This is a genomic window from Streptomyces sp. NPDC033270 (genome assembly GCF_055576575.1).
Window position 1 is genome coordinate 76,327 of the sequence record NZ_JBVIRA010000004.1, and the last position, 12,677, is coordinate 89,003.

Below are 12,677 nucleotides of genomic sequence, written 5' to 3' on the forward strand. Positions count from 1 at the left end.
ACCTTTCCTCAGGACTTCCTCCGGCCCGTCCTCAGGACGTCCCTCGGTCCTCCCTCAGAACTTCCCTCGGCGCTCAGCCGGCCAGCAGCTTCTTCACCACCGCGGCCACCCGGCCGCCCTCCGCACGCCCCGCCACCTGCGGGTTGACGATCTTCATGACGGCGCCCATCGCCTTCGGCCCCTCGGCGCCGGCCCCCTTGGCCTCCGCCACCGCCGCCGCGACCAGCTGCTCCAGCTCGTCGTCGGTCAGCTGCTTGGGCAGATACTCCGCGAGCACCTCGCCCTCGGCGCGCTCCCGCTCGGCCGACTCGCTCCGGCCGCCCTTGTCGAAGGCCTCCGCGGCCTCCCGGCGCTTCTTCGCCTCCCGCGCGATGATCTTCTCGACCTCGCTGTCGGACAGCTCGCGTGCCTCCGTGCCCGCGACCTCTTCCTTCTGGATCGCGGTCAGCGTGAGGCGGAGGGTGGAGGAGCGCAGCTCGTCGCGCGCCTTGATCGCGGCGGTGAGGTCGTCCTGCAGCTTGGTCTTGAGCGTGGTCATGCCGTCGAGTATGCCTCCACCCACCGACAACCGCCGCGCCTTTTCCTCCCGGTCGCCCCGCCCCGGCCCGCCCTGCCTGCACCCACCCCGGCCACTCTGCAACGATGGGGGCATGCGCGCGCGATACGGAGTACCCCTGACCCTGACCGCAGTCGGCGCGGCCGGCCTGGCCTACGCCGCCGGCTTCGAACCCCGCTCCTTCCGGTTGCGACGCGTGACCGTGCCCGTACTCCCCCGCGGCATGCGCCCGTTGCGCGTCCTGCAGGTCTCCGACATCCACATGGTCAGCGGGCAGCGCAAGAAGCAGCGCTGGCTCCAGTCGCTCGCCGGGTTGCGTCCCGACTTCGTCATCAACACGGGTGACAACCTCTCCGACCCCGAGGGCGTCCCGGAGACGCTGGACGCGCTCGGCCCGCTGATGGAGTTCCCCGGCGCGTATGTCTTCGGCTCCAACGACTACTACGGCCCCAGGCTGCGCAACCCCGCCCGCTATCTGCTCGAGCGGGTCCAGGGCCGGCACGGGCTCAACGGGAACGCCCCCGTCGTGGGCGCCGTCCACAACCCCTGGGAAGAGCTGCGCGACGCCTTCGACACGGCCGGCTGGGTCAACCTGACCAATGCCCGCGGCCGTCTCAAGCTGGAGGGTTTCGAGATCGCCCTGACCGGCCTGGACGACCCGCACATCAAGCGCGACCGCTACGCCGAGGTGGCCGGCGGCCCGGAATCCGGCGCCGACCTCTCCCTGGCCGTCGTACACGCCCCCTACCTGCGCTCCCTGGACGCCTTCGCCGCCGACGGCTATCCGCTGATCCTGGCCGGCCACACCCACGGCGGCCAGATCTGCATCCCCTTCTACGGCGCCCTGGTCACCAACTGCGACATCGACACCGACCGGGTCAAGGGCCTGTCCACCCACACCGCCGACGGCCGCACCTCCTTCCTCCACGTCTCCGCCGGCTGCGGCGCCAACCGCTACACCCCGGTCCGCTTCGCCTGCCCCCCGGAGGCGACGCTGCTGACACTCACGGCGCGGGCGTAGGAAGACCACCCGGGCGTACGGGCGCGGGGGACGAGCATCAAGGGCTGACCGCGGTACCGCCACGGGCCACCGTCCTCCGCGGCCCGGCGCCTTCGTAGGCCGCGGTACCTCCATGGCCCGCTTCCGCCACGAGCCGCCGTCTCCGCGGCCCGGTGCTCTTCCGACACGGGGTTCCCCCGCCCGTCCCCGCTCCTCCCTCCCCCTACCGTGGAGGAATGTCCGACCCCACCCGGACCTCGCAGTCCACGCGCCACGCCACCGGACCGGCCGGCGCCGCCGCCCGCACCCCGGCGGCGGCCGTCGCCCCCGCCCTCCGGCGCCCCCTCGCGGGCGCCTTCCGCCTCCTTCTCGCCGCGGCCGCCCTGACCGGCCTCCTCCTGGAGGCCCTCGCCACCCCCGCCCCGGCCCGCCTCGCCGCCTCCTTCACCGCACAGGCCACCCTCGCCACAGCACTGGTCTCCGTCTGCACCGCCCACCGCGCCTGGACCGGCCGCCGCCCCGTAACCCCCCGCCTCACGGGCGCCCTCCTCACCTACGTCTCCCTCACGGCCCTCCTCCACCACCTTCCGACCGGCGCCCCCGCCCCCTTCGCGCTCCCCGAAGCCGCCACCCCCACCACGGCCCAGGCGATCTCCCACCTCCTCCTCTTCACGCTCACCCCGCTCGCCACCGCCGCCGACTGGCTCCTGCTGACCAGCCCGCGCGGATTCCGCCTCCCCTTCGCCTGGCAGTGGCCGGCCTACCCCCTGCTCTACCTCGGCTTCACCCTCCCCCTCCCGGCCCCCGCGGGCACCGCCCTCTCCCGCACCCTGGCCCCCACCCTCACCATCGCCGTGGCGAGCTGCCTTCTCCCCCTGGCCGCCATCGCGATCGACCAGGTCAGGCCGACTCCGCGGCTCCGCAACAACCGGATTTCGCCTACGGGGATCAGTCCGCTAAAGTAGAGCTCGTTGCTTCGGGGTGTAGCGCAGCTTGGCAGCGCGCTTCGTTCGGGACGAAGAGGTCGTGGGTTCAAATCCCGCCACCCCGACTGAAGGAACACAGGTCAGAGGCACCTACCAATCTTGGTAGGTGCCTCTCCTGCTTTGTGCGTGACTAACTGCGTGACTATCGCTCTGGGTTCATCTTGAAGATCCCGTCCATGGCGACCGTTCCCGTCTGGATCACGGGACGGATCTGCTTCCGGTAGACCGCCACTGTGACCGCCGCACCGGAGTGCCCGACCAGGCGCGAGATGTCTTCGAGCGGGACCCCACTGTCCGACAGCAGCGAGACAAAGCTGTGGCGTAGCTCACGTGGCGTTCATTCCTCGGCGTTCACCAGCCGTCGCCGGCAGCCAGTCGGTCCCAGCGCTTCACCGAGCGGTTCAGGCACGAGTGAATGCTCTGCAAGGTACGCGTGCTGAGTGACTTCGCCTTCTGGGCAAGCCACTTGTCCACATCCCCTGCACCCAGGCCCCGAAGCCTCCGGGCGCCGAGCGCCGGGATCACGTGATTCCGGCTGAGGATCGTGCAGTTGTCGAGCGTGCCCCTGCCCCTGCCCCTGCCTGCCAGCCCATACATGAGCCAGTCGTCGACCGCGTTCTCCACCGTGTAGCCGGCGGGAGCGATGGCGAGTCCGTCCTCATGGTTCCGGATGACTTCCTTTCTCCGCCGAGCATCTAACCGAGAGCTCACCGGGCGTGGGAGCAGAAACCAATGAAAGTGGATCGATTCGGTGGCGTGAACCGGATTGACCGCGCCGATGGCGGCGGAGAGGGCACGGGGATCTGTCTGTCTGTGCGACAGCAGAGGGTGAACCGGACTATCAGTGATGCTCAAGTTTCTGGTGCGACACCGGATATCGAACATCTGCCGAAAGTATTTTTATCATCAGCTAAAATAAGTGCGACCCTGGAGCAAGTCGCCTATCTTGCCGCGTTAGTGAGCTGGCGCTAGCTGCATCGGGGTGACTCGTGGCTTCGGACGAAAAAAGGGTCTTCATAAGTTATAGGCACGGGTGTAGCGACCCCTATGCGGGATGGTTGCGTGACCGCCTGGCTGAGCGTTTTGGGATTTCCAATGTGTTCATGGACGTAGAATCCCTGAACCCTGGGGTTGATTTTCCGAAAGTCATAGCCCAGGCAATCACAGCATGCGATGTCCTGGTCGCTTTGATTGGCTCGGACTGGATCGGCGCCACTGTCGAGCCATCAAGGATCTCGGATCCGACGGATTGGGTTCGACGAGAAGTAGAGACCGCACTAGACGGCGGAATCAGGGTGATCCCCGTTTTGCTTCCAGGGGCGAAACTCCCATCCCTGCAGGACCTCCCGTCCAGCCTGGGGCGACTCCGCGACAAAAACGCCCTGACGCTGACAGCCGCCACTTTCAATGGTGACGTACGCACGTTGGTAGGTGCGATTACCTCCGCCGGCTCTGGCGATTGGGGAACCGATCCCGTTAAGCGCATGGAGAGAGGGCGAACTCTTCGATTCACCGACATCGATCGCCAGTATCGATCGCTGTTCGACTTCAATAAAATCCAGTACCGCAATGACCCGTTCATCCAGCCTGGCTATCGAAGAGGGCAGCTCGACCGCCTCACAGATAGCCTGGATACGGATGAGGAGGTTGCACACATGCTCCTGTGCAACCTCTGGGTTGACGACGAGGTCAAAACTCTTCGCAGAGACATGGGGTCACTTCGGGGACTGGCAGCATTGACCCATCGCCGAATTGTCTATATTCCATGGTCGCGCAGCAAGGCAGAACAGTTCATCCCCTACTCCCACATCATTAATCTGGATCGCGGCTTGATCACGATCATTTTCACGCTTGCGCAAGGGAATGCGGGAATGACGTCCATAAAGCCACATGCGAAACTCTCTATGGCTCGGCAATACATAAATGATCGCTTGACCAGTCGATGAAGTCCGCCTTCCAGGGGTGAAGCACGAAAGGCGCCTCACGCGTCCCCTCTTGGCCCGCCTACCCAGTCCGCCCCCTACCGGCCGCCGTTCGCGGTTCGGGCGAGGGCGCGGGTGATCACGTCGGCGCGGGAATTGATCATGTACATGCTGCCCGCGTAGAAGAGATCCCCGGAGGCGATGTCGCCCAGTGCGAAGAAGCGTGGGACGTCTTCGGGGAGGGTGGAGCGCAGGGCGTTGGTGGCGACGTCGATGCGCATGCCGCCGAGGGGGTTGCGGACGGCGAGGCCGGAACCCGTGAGCGAGTCGATGAAGGGCTCGGCGCGGGTACCGGTGCCGGCCAGGCCGGAGCGGGTGGCGTCGACCACCGTGTCCACGCCGGTCAGTCGTCCGCCGCCGTCCTCCAGGGTGAACCCGCCGCCGGCGCGCGCGGTGACGCCGGCGGTTCGGGACCGTACCGTCAACTGGCCGCTGTCCATGGCGTCCAGCAGCGCCCTGGCGGTGGGCGGCGGCATCGGGTTGTACAGCGGTTTGCCGAACGGATGGAACCGGTTCAGGAACAGCCGCCGGTCGGCGTCCGGCATGGCGCACCAGAGGGGTTCCCGCGCCTGGTGCATCATCGCCGCCACCGCCGCATGGCAGGCGTTGTAGTCCAGCTGGGAGAGGTCCTCGCGCAGCCGCTCGGCCGCGGGCCGGTCCGCGGCGAGGGCGCGCAGGTCCACCCCGGCCGAGGTCAGCTCGTCGCGCAGCAGCCGCCAGGCGTCCCGTATCCGCAGGGTCCCGTCGTGCCCGGCCCGGCGCCGCACCGCCTCCGGCGTCGTGTGGCGCAGCGGGAACGGGGTCTGGGTGGCGCGTACCCCCGGCAGCAGACCGTGCCGAGAGGTCATGGTGATCGGCCCGCGGTGTCCGCAGCGCAGCAGTCCGAGGGCGACGTCCACTCCGGACAGGCCGGTGCCCAGCACCAGGACGTGGGCGTCGGCGGCTATCGCGGGCAGTACCGAGCGCAGCGGATAGGGGTCCGGGTGGAAGCCGGGGGTGCCGGTCAGCCGGTAGGGGTCGGCGGGCTCGCCGGTCCCCAGGCACAGCACCACCCGGTCGAAGTGGCTGACGCCGCCGGCGCTGCGGATCATCACGTCGGCGGCGGTCGCCTTCGCCTCGACGGCGAACTCCGGTACCACCCCCACCGTCCAGCCGCGCCGCTCGGCCTCGGCGCGGCCGGACTCCAGCTGGGACGTCAGGTACTCGCCGTAGACCCGCCGGGGAACGTAGGAGTCCACCGGCTGCGACGCGTAGGGGGTGTTCCGGTACCGGGGTTCGCGGTGCAGCCAGCGCAGGAAGTGGTCCCGTTCCGCGCACCGCACCGACATGTACCCGGCCTCCCTGTTGACCAGGGCGCAGTCCAGGTCCGGGCGGTAGGCGCGGCCGGTGGCCAGATGGGCCGATCCCTCGTACACCGTGAGGTCACAGCGCGTCTCCTCGCCCTCGAAACGGCGCAGCATGCTGTCCAGCAGGCTGACCGCCGCCGCTCCACCACCGATCATCGCCACACGCATCGTGCTTCCCCCTCCGGCCGCCGGGTCTAGCGGTCCGCTTCCAGATCGATGACGGGCAGCCCGCGCGCCTCGTCCAGACGCCTGGTCAGCGGGCTCGGGAACTCGGTGACCATGACCTCCAGCGTCGGCCGCACCGTGGCCCGTTGGACGTGTCCGCCGACGGTCGTGCCGTCCCGGCGGCCGAGCACCGCGTGCATGTGGACGGAGGGCCGCCCGTCCTTGAGCGCGATGTTGCCGGTCAGGCCGAGCACCTCGGTGTGCTCGGTGACCGGGATCGGCACATGCGTCCTGCTCTCCGGGTCGAAGAGCGAGAGCGCGGCGTCGCGGAAGGCGCCGATACCGGTGAACGAGGCCCCGGCCACCGAGTGGTCGGTGGCGAACTTCTCCAGTACGGGCAGCACGTCATCGTCCTGGTCGAAGACGACGGCGAACATCCGGGGTGCGCCATCGGTCAGCAGGCGGCTGTGCATCTGGGTCAACTCGCTTTCGTGGTGCTGGTGCTGGCGGCCGGGTCGCCGCCGGGGACTTCGGCCGGCGCGGGCGCGGTCGGTGCGGCCTGCCGGCGTTTCCTCAACCGGCCGACGAGGTCGAACTGGTTGATGACCAGTCCCAGGATGACCAGCACGATCGCGGCGGCCTTCAGCGCGCCGAGCGGCTCACCGAGGAGCAGCATCGAGGAGGCCATCCCGAAGACCGGCACGAGCAGCGACAACGGCGCCACGTGGGAGGTCTTGTAGTTGCGCAGCAGATGACCCCACAGGGTGAAGCCGAAGAGGATCGTCGGGTACACCATGTAGGCCAGCGAGCCGAGGCCCACCCAGCCCATGTGCGCGAAGGAGTAGGTGATCGAACCCCAGCCGTTGACGCCCAGCGAGAGCAGGAACATCGGGATCGGCGGGATCAGGCTCGCCCACACCGTGAACGCCAGCGCGTCGGTCGGGTGCGCCTTCTTGATGACGATGTTGGCCGCCGCCCACGACAGCGACGCGCCGATCACCAGCACCGCGCCGACGGCGGTGACCGACCCGTCGGTGATCCCGATGATCAACGCGATGCCGACGGCCGCCACCACCACGCCGGTCAGCTGACGCGGGACGACCTTCTCGCGCAGCATCGCCGCCGCCAGCCCGATGGTCCAGAACGCCTGGAGTTGCATCACCACCGAGGCGAGCCCGGCGGAGAACCCGAAGTGCATCCCGGCGAAGAGCAGCCCGAACTGCCCGATGCCGAAGAACAGCCCGTATAACGCGATGTAGCGCCACGGCACTTGGGGGCGCTTGAAGAAGAACACCGCGGGCAGGGCCGCCAGCAGGAACCGCAGCGAGGCCAGTAGGTAGGGGTCGAACGACCGTAGGCCGATGTCGATGATGGCGAAGTTGACCCCCCAGATCACCATCACCAGGACGCCGCCCAGGAACTTCGAAATCGGCAAGGGACCCTCCTTCAACGGGTGCGCTCGACAGGCTGGGCAGCCGGTTCGGTACGTATCACCTGGAAGGCCTCGGCCAGTCGGCCGTCGGCCAGGCCACCCGCCGCGGCCTGCCCGCGCAACCTCGAACGTATGTCGTCCGCCAGGTTCGCACGGTGGGCGGTCTGCGACGTGTGGGCGCGCAGTGCGGCCAGCTTGCGGTCGAAGGTGTCGGTGACGTCGACCCAGGTGTCGGGCCGCGGTGAGGTCATCACCCAGATCTCCGGGACGACGCACGGCGCCAGCCCCTCGGACAGCAGCAGTTCCGGGTAGGCGCGCGGGTTGCGGGCGTCCGGGTAGAGCGCCGCCAGCGCGGCCTCTCCCGCGGCGCGGTGGTCGGGATGGAGGTCCGGCAGGAAGTCCCAGTTGATCTCCGGGCTCTGGATCAGCGCCCGCTGCGGCCGGACCCGCCGGATCACCCGGGTGATCTCCCGCCGCAGTTCCAGGCCGGCCGTCAGCTCGCCGTCGGGCAGGCCGAGGAAGACGACCTCCTTGACACCGAGGGCGTCGGCGGCGGCCCGCTGCTCCGCCTCCCGGACGGCGGCCAGTTCGGCGCGCGGGACAGCCGGGTCCTCGCCCCCGGCCGCCCCGTCGGTCAGCACCAGATAGGTCACCTCGGTGCCCGCCGCGGTCCACTGCGCGATGCTGCCGCCCGCCTTGAAGTCCACGTCGTCCGGGTGCGCGACGATCGCCAGCACCCGGTCCACATGGCCGAACGGGGGCTCGGCGGATCCGGCGTACGTCACGCGGGCTTCACCCCGGCGGTGAACAGGAAGGACCGCGGCACGTTGGGCATCGAGCGCGGCGGAACCGGGTGCGGCCAGCGGTCGAAGTCGGCGCCCTCCTCACCGGGCTGGAGCAGCTGCTCGGTGGCCCAGCCGCAGGACTCCAGGAACTCCTCCGGCTCGTCGGTGCCGAACAGCCAGGGGTTGCCGTCCTCCATCAGCACCCGCATGAAGCCCTTGGCCAGCGGGTTGTGGAGGGTGGCCCGGCTGGTCATGTCGCCGATCAGCACCGACCCGGGCGCGGACAGCTCGCGCAGCGAACCCAGCAAGTCGCGCACCACGTCCTCGGGCAGGAAGAAGAACAGCCCCTCGGCCACCCACAGGGTCGGCTGCCCGGGGTCGAAGCCCGCGGCGTGCAGCTCGTCCTGCCATCCGGCGGCCAGGTCGACCGGAACCGAGTGGCTCTTGCTGACGGCGCCCTCCGCCTGCCGCGGCGGGTTCTCGGCCAGCAGCGCCGCCTTGGTCTCCAGCAGCGCCGGCCGGTCGAGCTGGTAGAGCGTGACGCCCTCGGGCCAGGTCAGCCGCACCGCCCGCATGTCCATCCCGGCGGCCACCAGCACCACCTGGCGGATGCCGCGCTCCTTGACGGTGCGGACGATGGCGTCGTCCATGTAGCGGGTGCGCACCAGCACGAACGGGACGACCGCGGAACCGGCGTAGCGTTCGAGCAGTTCGAAGCCGGTCTCACCGGCGACCAGCCGCGCGTAGGGGTCGTCGAAGATCCGGTCCGGCCGCTCGGACTCCACCGCGCGTGCGGCCGCGGTCCACTGCGCGGTCTTGGACACCGGCTCCATGACCTGATTCACCGATTCCATGTGTCACTGCTCCCCGTCTGTAGAAAGTGGGCCCGGGTGGTGTCAGACATCCCGGCGCCGGAAGATGCTGTGCAGGACCATGCTGAAGACCGCGGTTCCCTGCGGGTCCAGCAGTTCGCACCGGGGGCGGACGATGCCGGAACCGCGGCGGCCGAGCACCGGGGCGATCCCCAGCACCGTCAGCCGGGCCTGCAGCACGTCCCCGGCCCGCACCGGTTGGAGGAAGCGCAGCTCGTCCACGCCGGGCGAGCCCTCTCCGGCGGACCGGTTGAGGATCTCCTCGACGTAGCGCCGCATGAACAGCGAGGCCGTCAGCCAGCCGCTGGCCACCAGGCCGCCGAAGGAGGAGTCCCGGGCCTTCTCCGGGTCGGTGTGGAAGACCTGCGGGTCGTAGGCGCGGCCGAAGCTGAGGATCTCCTCCTCGGTGACCTCGACCTTGCCCAGCTCGAACACGTCCCCCACGTGAAAATCTTCTAGGTAGAGCATTTGCCGAACCGACCTACCATTCCGCGCTGATGAGTTCCTCCGGCCGGGCTCCGGCCAGCCGGTACCGTTCCGGGTCGGCCGGGCGGCCGGTGTAGAGCCGGAAGAGGGTGGGGACATCGGTGTGCAGCCGCGCCGGCTCCCGGTCCTCGAGCGGTGAGCCGAGGACCAGTTCCCGGTCGTCGAGGGTGACGTGCACCTGCGGGGTGGCGACCACCCGGGCGCATCCGGCGAGCGCCTCCAGCGCCTCGGGGACCCCCGCGCTCCGGTACGCGTCGGACATCCCCAGGGCGTCCCGGACGTCGCCGCCGTGGATCCAGGTGCCCAGGGCCGCCAGATCCTTGGCGCCGCCGGCCGCGCGGATCGCGGGGCCGGCCACCGTCAGACCGCGCTCGAACTCCGCCAGCACGTCGGCGAACGGCCAGTCCCGGCGCTCCTCGACGTCCCGTTGGTTCTGGTCGTGGCTCGCCTTGTACGCCGCGCCGGCGGTGAGTCCCACCAGTGCCGCCGCACAGTGCGCCACCACATCGCGCACCGTCCACGCCGGGCACGCCGTCGTGACCCGCTCGACCATGCCCGACGGCAGGTCGCGCAGCGCGGGCACCAGGGTCTCGCGCTCGGCGCGCAGCAACCGCTCGGGGACGGTCTCGACGGCGGGTGCCGTCACGCCACGCCCGCCCGGAAGTACCGCCCCTCGATCCGCCGCAGGGTGCGGAAGTCGTCGATGTCCAGGGTCTCCATGTCGATCTCCTCGCCGCTGAGCCGGGAGACCAGCAGCATGAACTCGACGAAGGCGAGGGAGTCGATGAGCCGGTTCTCCAGGATGTCGAGGTCCGCGTCGATGTCGGAGATCTCCGGGTGGCGGGCCAGGATCCACTGCTTGAGCTGTGCCTGTTCAGACTGCATGGGACGTCCCTTCGGTAGTTGCGGCTGATGCCAGTGCCTGGTCTGCCTTCGCGACGGCTTCGTCGGCCGCCGCCCAGTCGCCGTAGCGGTCGTGCAGCACGGCGAGCCACCGCTCCAGACCGAAGGCGACGCAGCTGGTGAACACCGGCCGCCCGCTGTCGGCCAGTTGGATGTCGCAGCGCTCGCCGAAGAAGTTGCGGTGCTTGTTCACCGACGCGATGGCCAGTTCCCCGGCCAGGAACTCGTACTTGACCGGTGCGATGCGCTGCAGCAGTGCGCGCGGGCCCTCGCCGTCGAAGAACGGGTCGGTCGCCGCCTCCTTGCGCAGCGGCAGGTCCAGCTCCTCGGCGAACCGCAGGATGCGCGACGAGAAGCGGTCGATGTGCTCCTCGACGAAATCCTGCTCGCCCAGGGCCACGATCTCCCGCATGTGGAAGCCGAGCAGCCGGCGCAGCCCGGTGTACCGCTCCTCCCGGCGGAAGCAGCGGCCGACCAGGGTGATCAGGGTGTTGCCCGGCAGGCTCGTGCCCTCCATCCCCAGGTAGACCGCGTAGCAGGTGGCCGACGGCAGGGCGATCTCCGCGCTCTGCAGTTGCTCCGGTGGGAACGCCTCGATGGCACAGGCGTCCTGGCCCTGCGGGCGGTGCTCCAGGTCCAGCGCGTTGACCACCAGCGCCTGGTGCGGGAAGTTCTGGTAGTAGTCGAGCTTCGCCAGCTTGGCCACGGGCAGCAGCGGTGCCCCGATGACCGGTTCGGCGCCGACCCCGATGCCCCACCGCTCGAACATGTCGTCCAGGCGCCGCAGGAGCCGGGCTTCGCCGGCGGGCAGGTAGGCGAGACCGTTCGCTTCCATTCCGACCTCCTTCGCCCGGATCAGACGTCCGGCAGCACGTCGTCGGCGAAGATCCCCGACTTGAGCATGAAGGACATCGGCTTGCGCACGATCTTGCGCTCCAGCTCGCGGCGGGCCGGGTCGGAGACCACCCGCTCGCGGAACTCCAGTGGCTTGGCGATGCCGGCGTCCCGGTAGACCTGCGGGTTGTAGAAGGAGCGGAGGCTGAAGACGATGTACCGCTTCAGGTACTGCTCGATCTCCAGGCGCTGCTGGTCGGTCATGGTCTCCGCCAGCTCGGAGTAGAGCATCGAGACCAGCTCGCGGCCGAACGCGATGTGCCGGGACTCGTCCTCGTGGTGCACCCGGTTGACCTTGCGGATGGTCTCGTGCAGGGAGTCGTCGGCGGCCATCCGCATGTTGTAGAAGTCGACGATCTCCTCGAAGAGGAGGATCCTGGAGAACACCAGGAAGTTCTCCACCTGCGCGTTGTCATGCGGAATGGAGTTGAGTTTCGGCCCGCTGTAGATCTTTTCGCCGTAGCGAAGGCAGAACTCGGCGAAGAACCACATGTGTTCGTTCTCTTCGCCGATGAAGTGGTGGAAAAAGTCCGACGGCAATTCGAAGCCGGTCGTGTGGATCCGCTTGATGACCTCGATCAGCAGCTCGCGGATTCCCTCGACGTTGAGGCTGTAGAAGTTGATGCTCTCCCAGCGGGACAGCCGCTGCGCCTCCTCGGTCGTCAGCTCCTTGGCGACCTCGGTGCCGTAGGTGGAGACCAGGTCATCGCTCATCCACGACATCTGCTCGGGCAGCGAATCAGGCCAGTCGAACTCCCGGTACGGGTTGTAGTAGCCGTCCACCGACTTGTCGATGAGCCGCTTGAGGATCTCGGCGAACCGAGCCGACTGCTCCGGCACTTGCGGCGCTTTGCTGGCTACTGCGGACATGCTTCTCCCTGTCGGTAAAAGACTGGAGGTGGGCGAGAGGGGGGTGTTCGGGCACTACTAGTAGCGGATCCGCGAATTCCAGGGACTTCGCGACGTCCGCTGTATGGAGTTGCGGGATCCACTTATCCGCCGCGGTCACTGGCGGGCTGGCAGACATTCACGATGTTAGGCGACCGATACAGCCGTGGGCCAGCGTCATTCTTCGCGGTACTAAGCGGAGTTCACGTCTCCAATTTCACCGTGTGTCGCCCCTGACGAGGGTCTGAGCAGCCAATTCCCCGGTTGTTGCAGGAACATTGCAGCTACATTAAGTGATCAAGGTGCCCTCAAACGTGAGTTTGACCCCGCTGGACGTTTTTCCGCCGACCCTGAAGGCACACAAACCCGAGGTCACGGCGGG

The 12,677-nt window shown here is 68.6% G+C and carries 14 protein-coding genes, 1 tRNA gene and 1 pseudogene; 4 read left to right on the forward strand and 12 right to left on the reverse strand.

What is annotated here, in order from left to right; all coding sequences use genetic code 11:
* Positions 1-73: 73 nt before the first annotated feature.
* Positions 74-538, reverse strand: coding sequence for a GatB/YqeY domain-containing protein (locus ACZ5XZ_RS08440; protein WP_468975433.1), 465 nt, complete (start codon positions 536-538; stop codon positions 74-76).
* Positions 539-650: 112 nt separating this feature from the next.
* On the opposite strand from ACZ5XZ_RS08440, the gene ACZ5XZ_RS08445 reads away from it, so the two are divergent.
* From ACZ5XZ_RS08445 to ACZ5XZ_RS08455, 3 genes are all read left to right on the forward strand, one after another.
* The gene (locus tag ACZ5XZ_RS08445; protein WP_468975434.1) at positions 651-1,577 is read left to right on the forward strand and encodes a metallophosphoesterase; all 927 of its coding nucleotides are present in this window, start codon (positions 651-653) and stop codon (positions 1,575-1,577) included.
* A gap of 215 nt (positions 1,578-1,792) precedes the next feature.
* Positions 1,793-2,521 (forward strand): Pr6Pr family membrane protein, encoded by a 729-nt coding sequence (locus ACZ5XZ_RS08450; protein WP_468975436.1) that lies wholly within the window; start codon positions 1,793-1,795, stop codon positions 2,519-2,521.
* 12 nt (positions 2,522-2,533) lie between these two features.
* Positions 2,534-2,607 (forward strand) — tRNA-Pro (locus tag ACZ5XZ_RS08455).
* 77 nt (positions 2,608-2,684) lie between these two features.
* Here ACZ5XZ_RS08455 and ACZ5XZ_RS08460 read toward each other — a convergent pair.
* Positions 2,685-3,268 (reverse strand): annotated as a pseudogene (locus ACZ5XZ_RS08460) (tyrosine-type recombinase/integrase).
* A 263-nt stretch (positions 3,269-3,531) separates the two neighbouring features.
* On the opposite strand from ACZ5XZ_RS08460, the gene ACZ5XZ_RS08465 reads away from it, so the two are divergent.
* Positions 3,532-4,488, forward strand: a complete 957-nt coding sequence (locus tag ACZ5XZ_RS08465; protein WP_468975438.1) for a toll/interleukin-1 receptor domain-containing protein — start codon at positions 3,532-3,534, stop codon at positions 4,486-4,488.
* Between the two features lie 74 nt (positions 4,489-4,562).
* Here ACZ5XZ_RS08465 and ACZ5XZ_RS08470 read toward each other — a convergent pair whose 3' ends face one another.
* The 10 genes from ACZ5XZ_RS08470 to ACZ5XZ_RS08515 are packed head-to-tail and all read right to left on the reverse strand — an operon-like array spanning position 4,563 to position 12,277.
* On the reverse strand, positions 4,563-6,038 hold the full coding sequence (locus ACZ5XZ_RS08470; RefSeq protein ID WP_468975440.1) for an FAD/NAD(P)-binding protein: 1,476 nt from the start codon (positions 6,036-6,038) through the stop codon (positions 4,563-4,565).
* A 26-nt stretch (positions 6,039-6,064) separates the two neighbouring features.
* On the reverse strand, positions 6,065-6,508 hold the full coding sequence (locus ACZ5XZ_RS08475; RefSeq protein WP_468975951.1) for a PPC domain-containing DNA-binding protein: 444 nt from the start codon (positions 6,506-6,508) through the stop codon (positions 6,065-6,067).
* A 5-nt stretch (positions 6,509-6,513) separates the two neighbouring features.
* Complete coding sequence (locus tag ACZ5XZ_RS08480) at positions 6,514-7,470, reverse strand: EamA family transporter (protein ID WP_468975442.1); 957 nt, start codon at positions 7,468-7,470, stop codon at positions 6,514-6,516.
* An 11-nt stretch (positions 7,471-7,481) separates the two neighbouring features.
* Entirely contained in the window at positions 7,482-8,252 is a 771-nt protein-coding gene (locus ACZ5XZ_RS08485; RefSeq protein WP_468975444.1) for a PIG-L deacetylase family protein, read from the reverse strand.
* On the reverse strand, positions 8,249-9,106 hold the full coding sequence (locus ACZ5XZ_RS08490) for a class I SAM-dependent methyltransferase (RefSeq protein ID WP_468975446.1): 858 nt from the start codon (positions 9,104-9,106) through the stop codon (positions 8,249-8,251). The genes ACZ5XZ_RS08485 and ACZ5XZ_RS08490 overlap by 4 nt, the downstream gene beginning before the upstream one ends.
* 42 nt (positions 9,107-9,148) lie before the next feature.
* Positions 9,149-9,568 (reverse strand): MaoC/PaaZ C-terminal domain-containing protein, encoded by a 420-nt coding sequence (locus ACZ5XZ_RS08495; RefSeq protein ID WP_384427822.1) that lies wholly within the window; start codon positions 9,566-9,568, stop codon positions 9,149-9,151.
* Between the two features lie 37 nt (positions 9,569-9,605).
* Entirely contained in the window at positions 9,606-10,256 is a 651-nt protein-coding gene (locus tag ACZ5XZ_RS08500; protein ID WP_468975449.1) for a maleylpyruvate isomerase family mycothiol-dependent enzyme, read from the reverse strand.
* Positions 10,253-10,495 (reverse strand): acyl carrier protein, encoded by a 243-nt coding sequence (locus tag ACZ5XZ_RS08505; protein WP_399151028.1) that lies wholly within the window; start codon positions 10,493-10,495, stop codon positions 10,253-10,255. Before ACZ5XZ_RS08505 ends, ACZ5XZ_RS08500 begins: the two co-directional genes overlap by 4 nt.
* The gene (locus tag ACZ5XZ_RS08510) at positions 10,485-11,348 is read right to left on the reverse strand and encodes a class-II aminoacyl-tRNA synthetase family protein (protein WP_468975451.1); all 864 of its coding nucleotides are present in this window, start codon (positions 11,346-11,348) and stop codon (positions 10,485-10,487) included. The genes ACZ5XZ_RS08505 and ACZ5XZ_RS08510 overlap by 11 nt, the downstream gene beginning before the upstream one ends.
* A 20-nt stretch (positions 11,349-11,368) precedes the next feature.
* Complete coding sequence (locus ACZ5XZ_RS08515) at positions 11,369-12,277, reverse strand: diiron oxygenase (protein WP_468975452.1); 909 nt, start codon at positions 12,275-12,277, stop codon at positions 11,369-11,371.
* Positions 12,278-12,677 lie beyond the last annotated feature (400 nt).

Excerpts from the sequence above, each read along its gene's own strand:
- ACZ5XZ_RS08515 (WP_468975452.1), bottom strand. The coding sequence starts at position 12,277 with ATGTCCGCAGTAGCCAGCAAAGCGCCGCAAGTGCCGGAGCAGTCGGCT.
- ACZ5XZ_RS08510 (WP_468975451.1), bottom strand. The coding sequence starts at position 11,348 with ATGGAAGCGAACGGTCTCGCCTACCTGCCCGCCGGCGAAGCCCGGCTC.
- ACZ5XZ_RS08450 (WP_468975436.1), top strand. The coding sequence starts at position 1,793 with ATGTCCGACCCCACCCGGACCTCGCAGTCCACGCGCCACGCCACCGGA.
- ACZ5XZ_RS08490 (WP_468975446.1), bottom strand. The coding sequence starts at position 9,106 with ATGGAATCGGTGAATCAGGTCATGGAGCCGGTGTCCAAGACCGCGCAG.
- ACZ5XZ_RS08475 (WP_468975951.1), bottom strand. The coding sequence starts at position 6,508 with ATGCACAGCCGCCTGCTGACCGATGGCGCACCCCGGATGTTCGCCGTC.
- ACZ5XZ_RS08505 (WP_399151028.1), bottom strand. The coding sequence starts at position 10,495 with ATGCAGTCTGAACAGGCACAGCTCAAGCAGTGGATCCTGGCCCGCCAC.
- ACZ5XZ_RS08445 (WP_468975434.1), top strand. The coding sequence starts at position 651 with ATGCGCGCGCGATACGGAGTACCCCTGACCCTGACCGCAGTCGGCGCG.
- ACZ5XZ_RS08440 (WP_468975433.1), bottom strand. The coding sequence starts at position 538 with ATGACCACGCTCAAGACCAAGCTGCAGGACGACCTCACCGCCGCGATC.
- ACZ5XZ_RS08470 (WP_468975440.1), bottom strand. The coding sequence starts at position 6,038 with ATGCGTGTGGCGATGATCGGTGGTGGAGCGGCGGCGGTCAGCCTGCTG.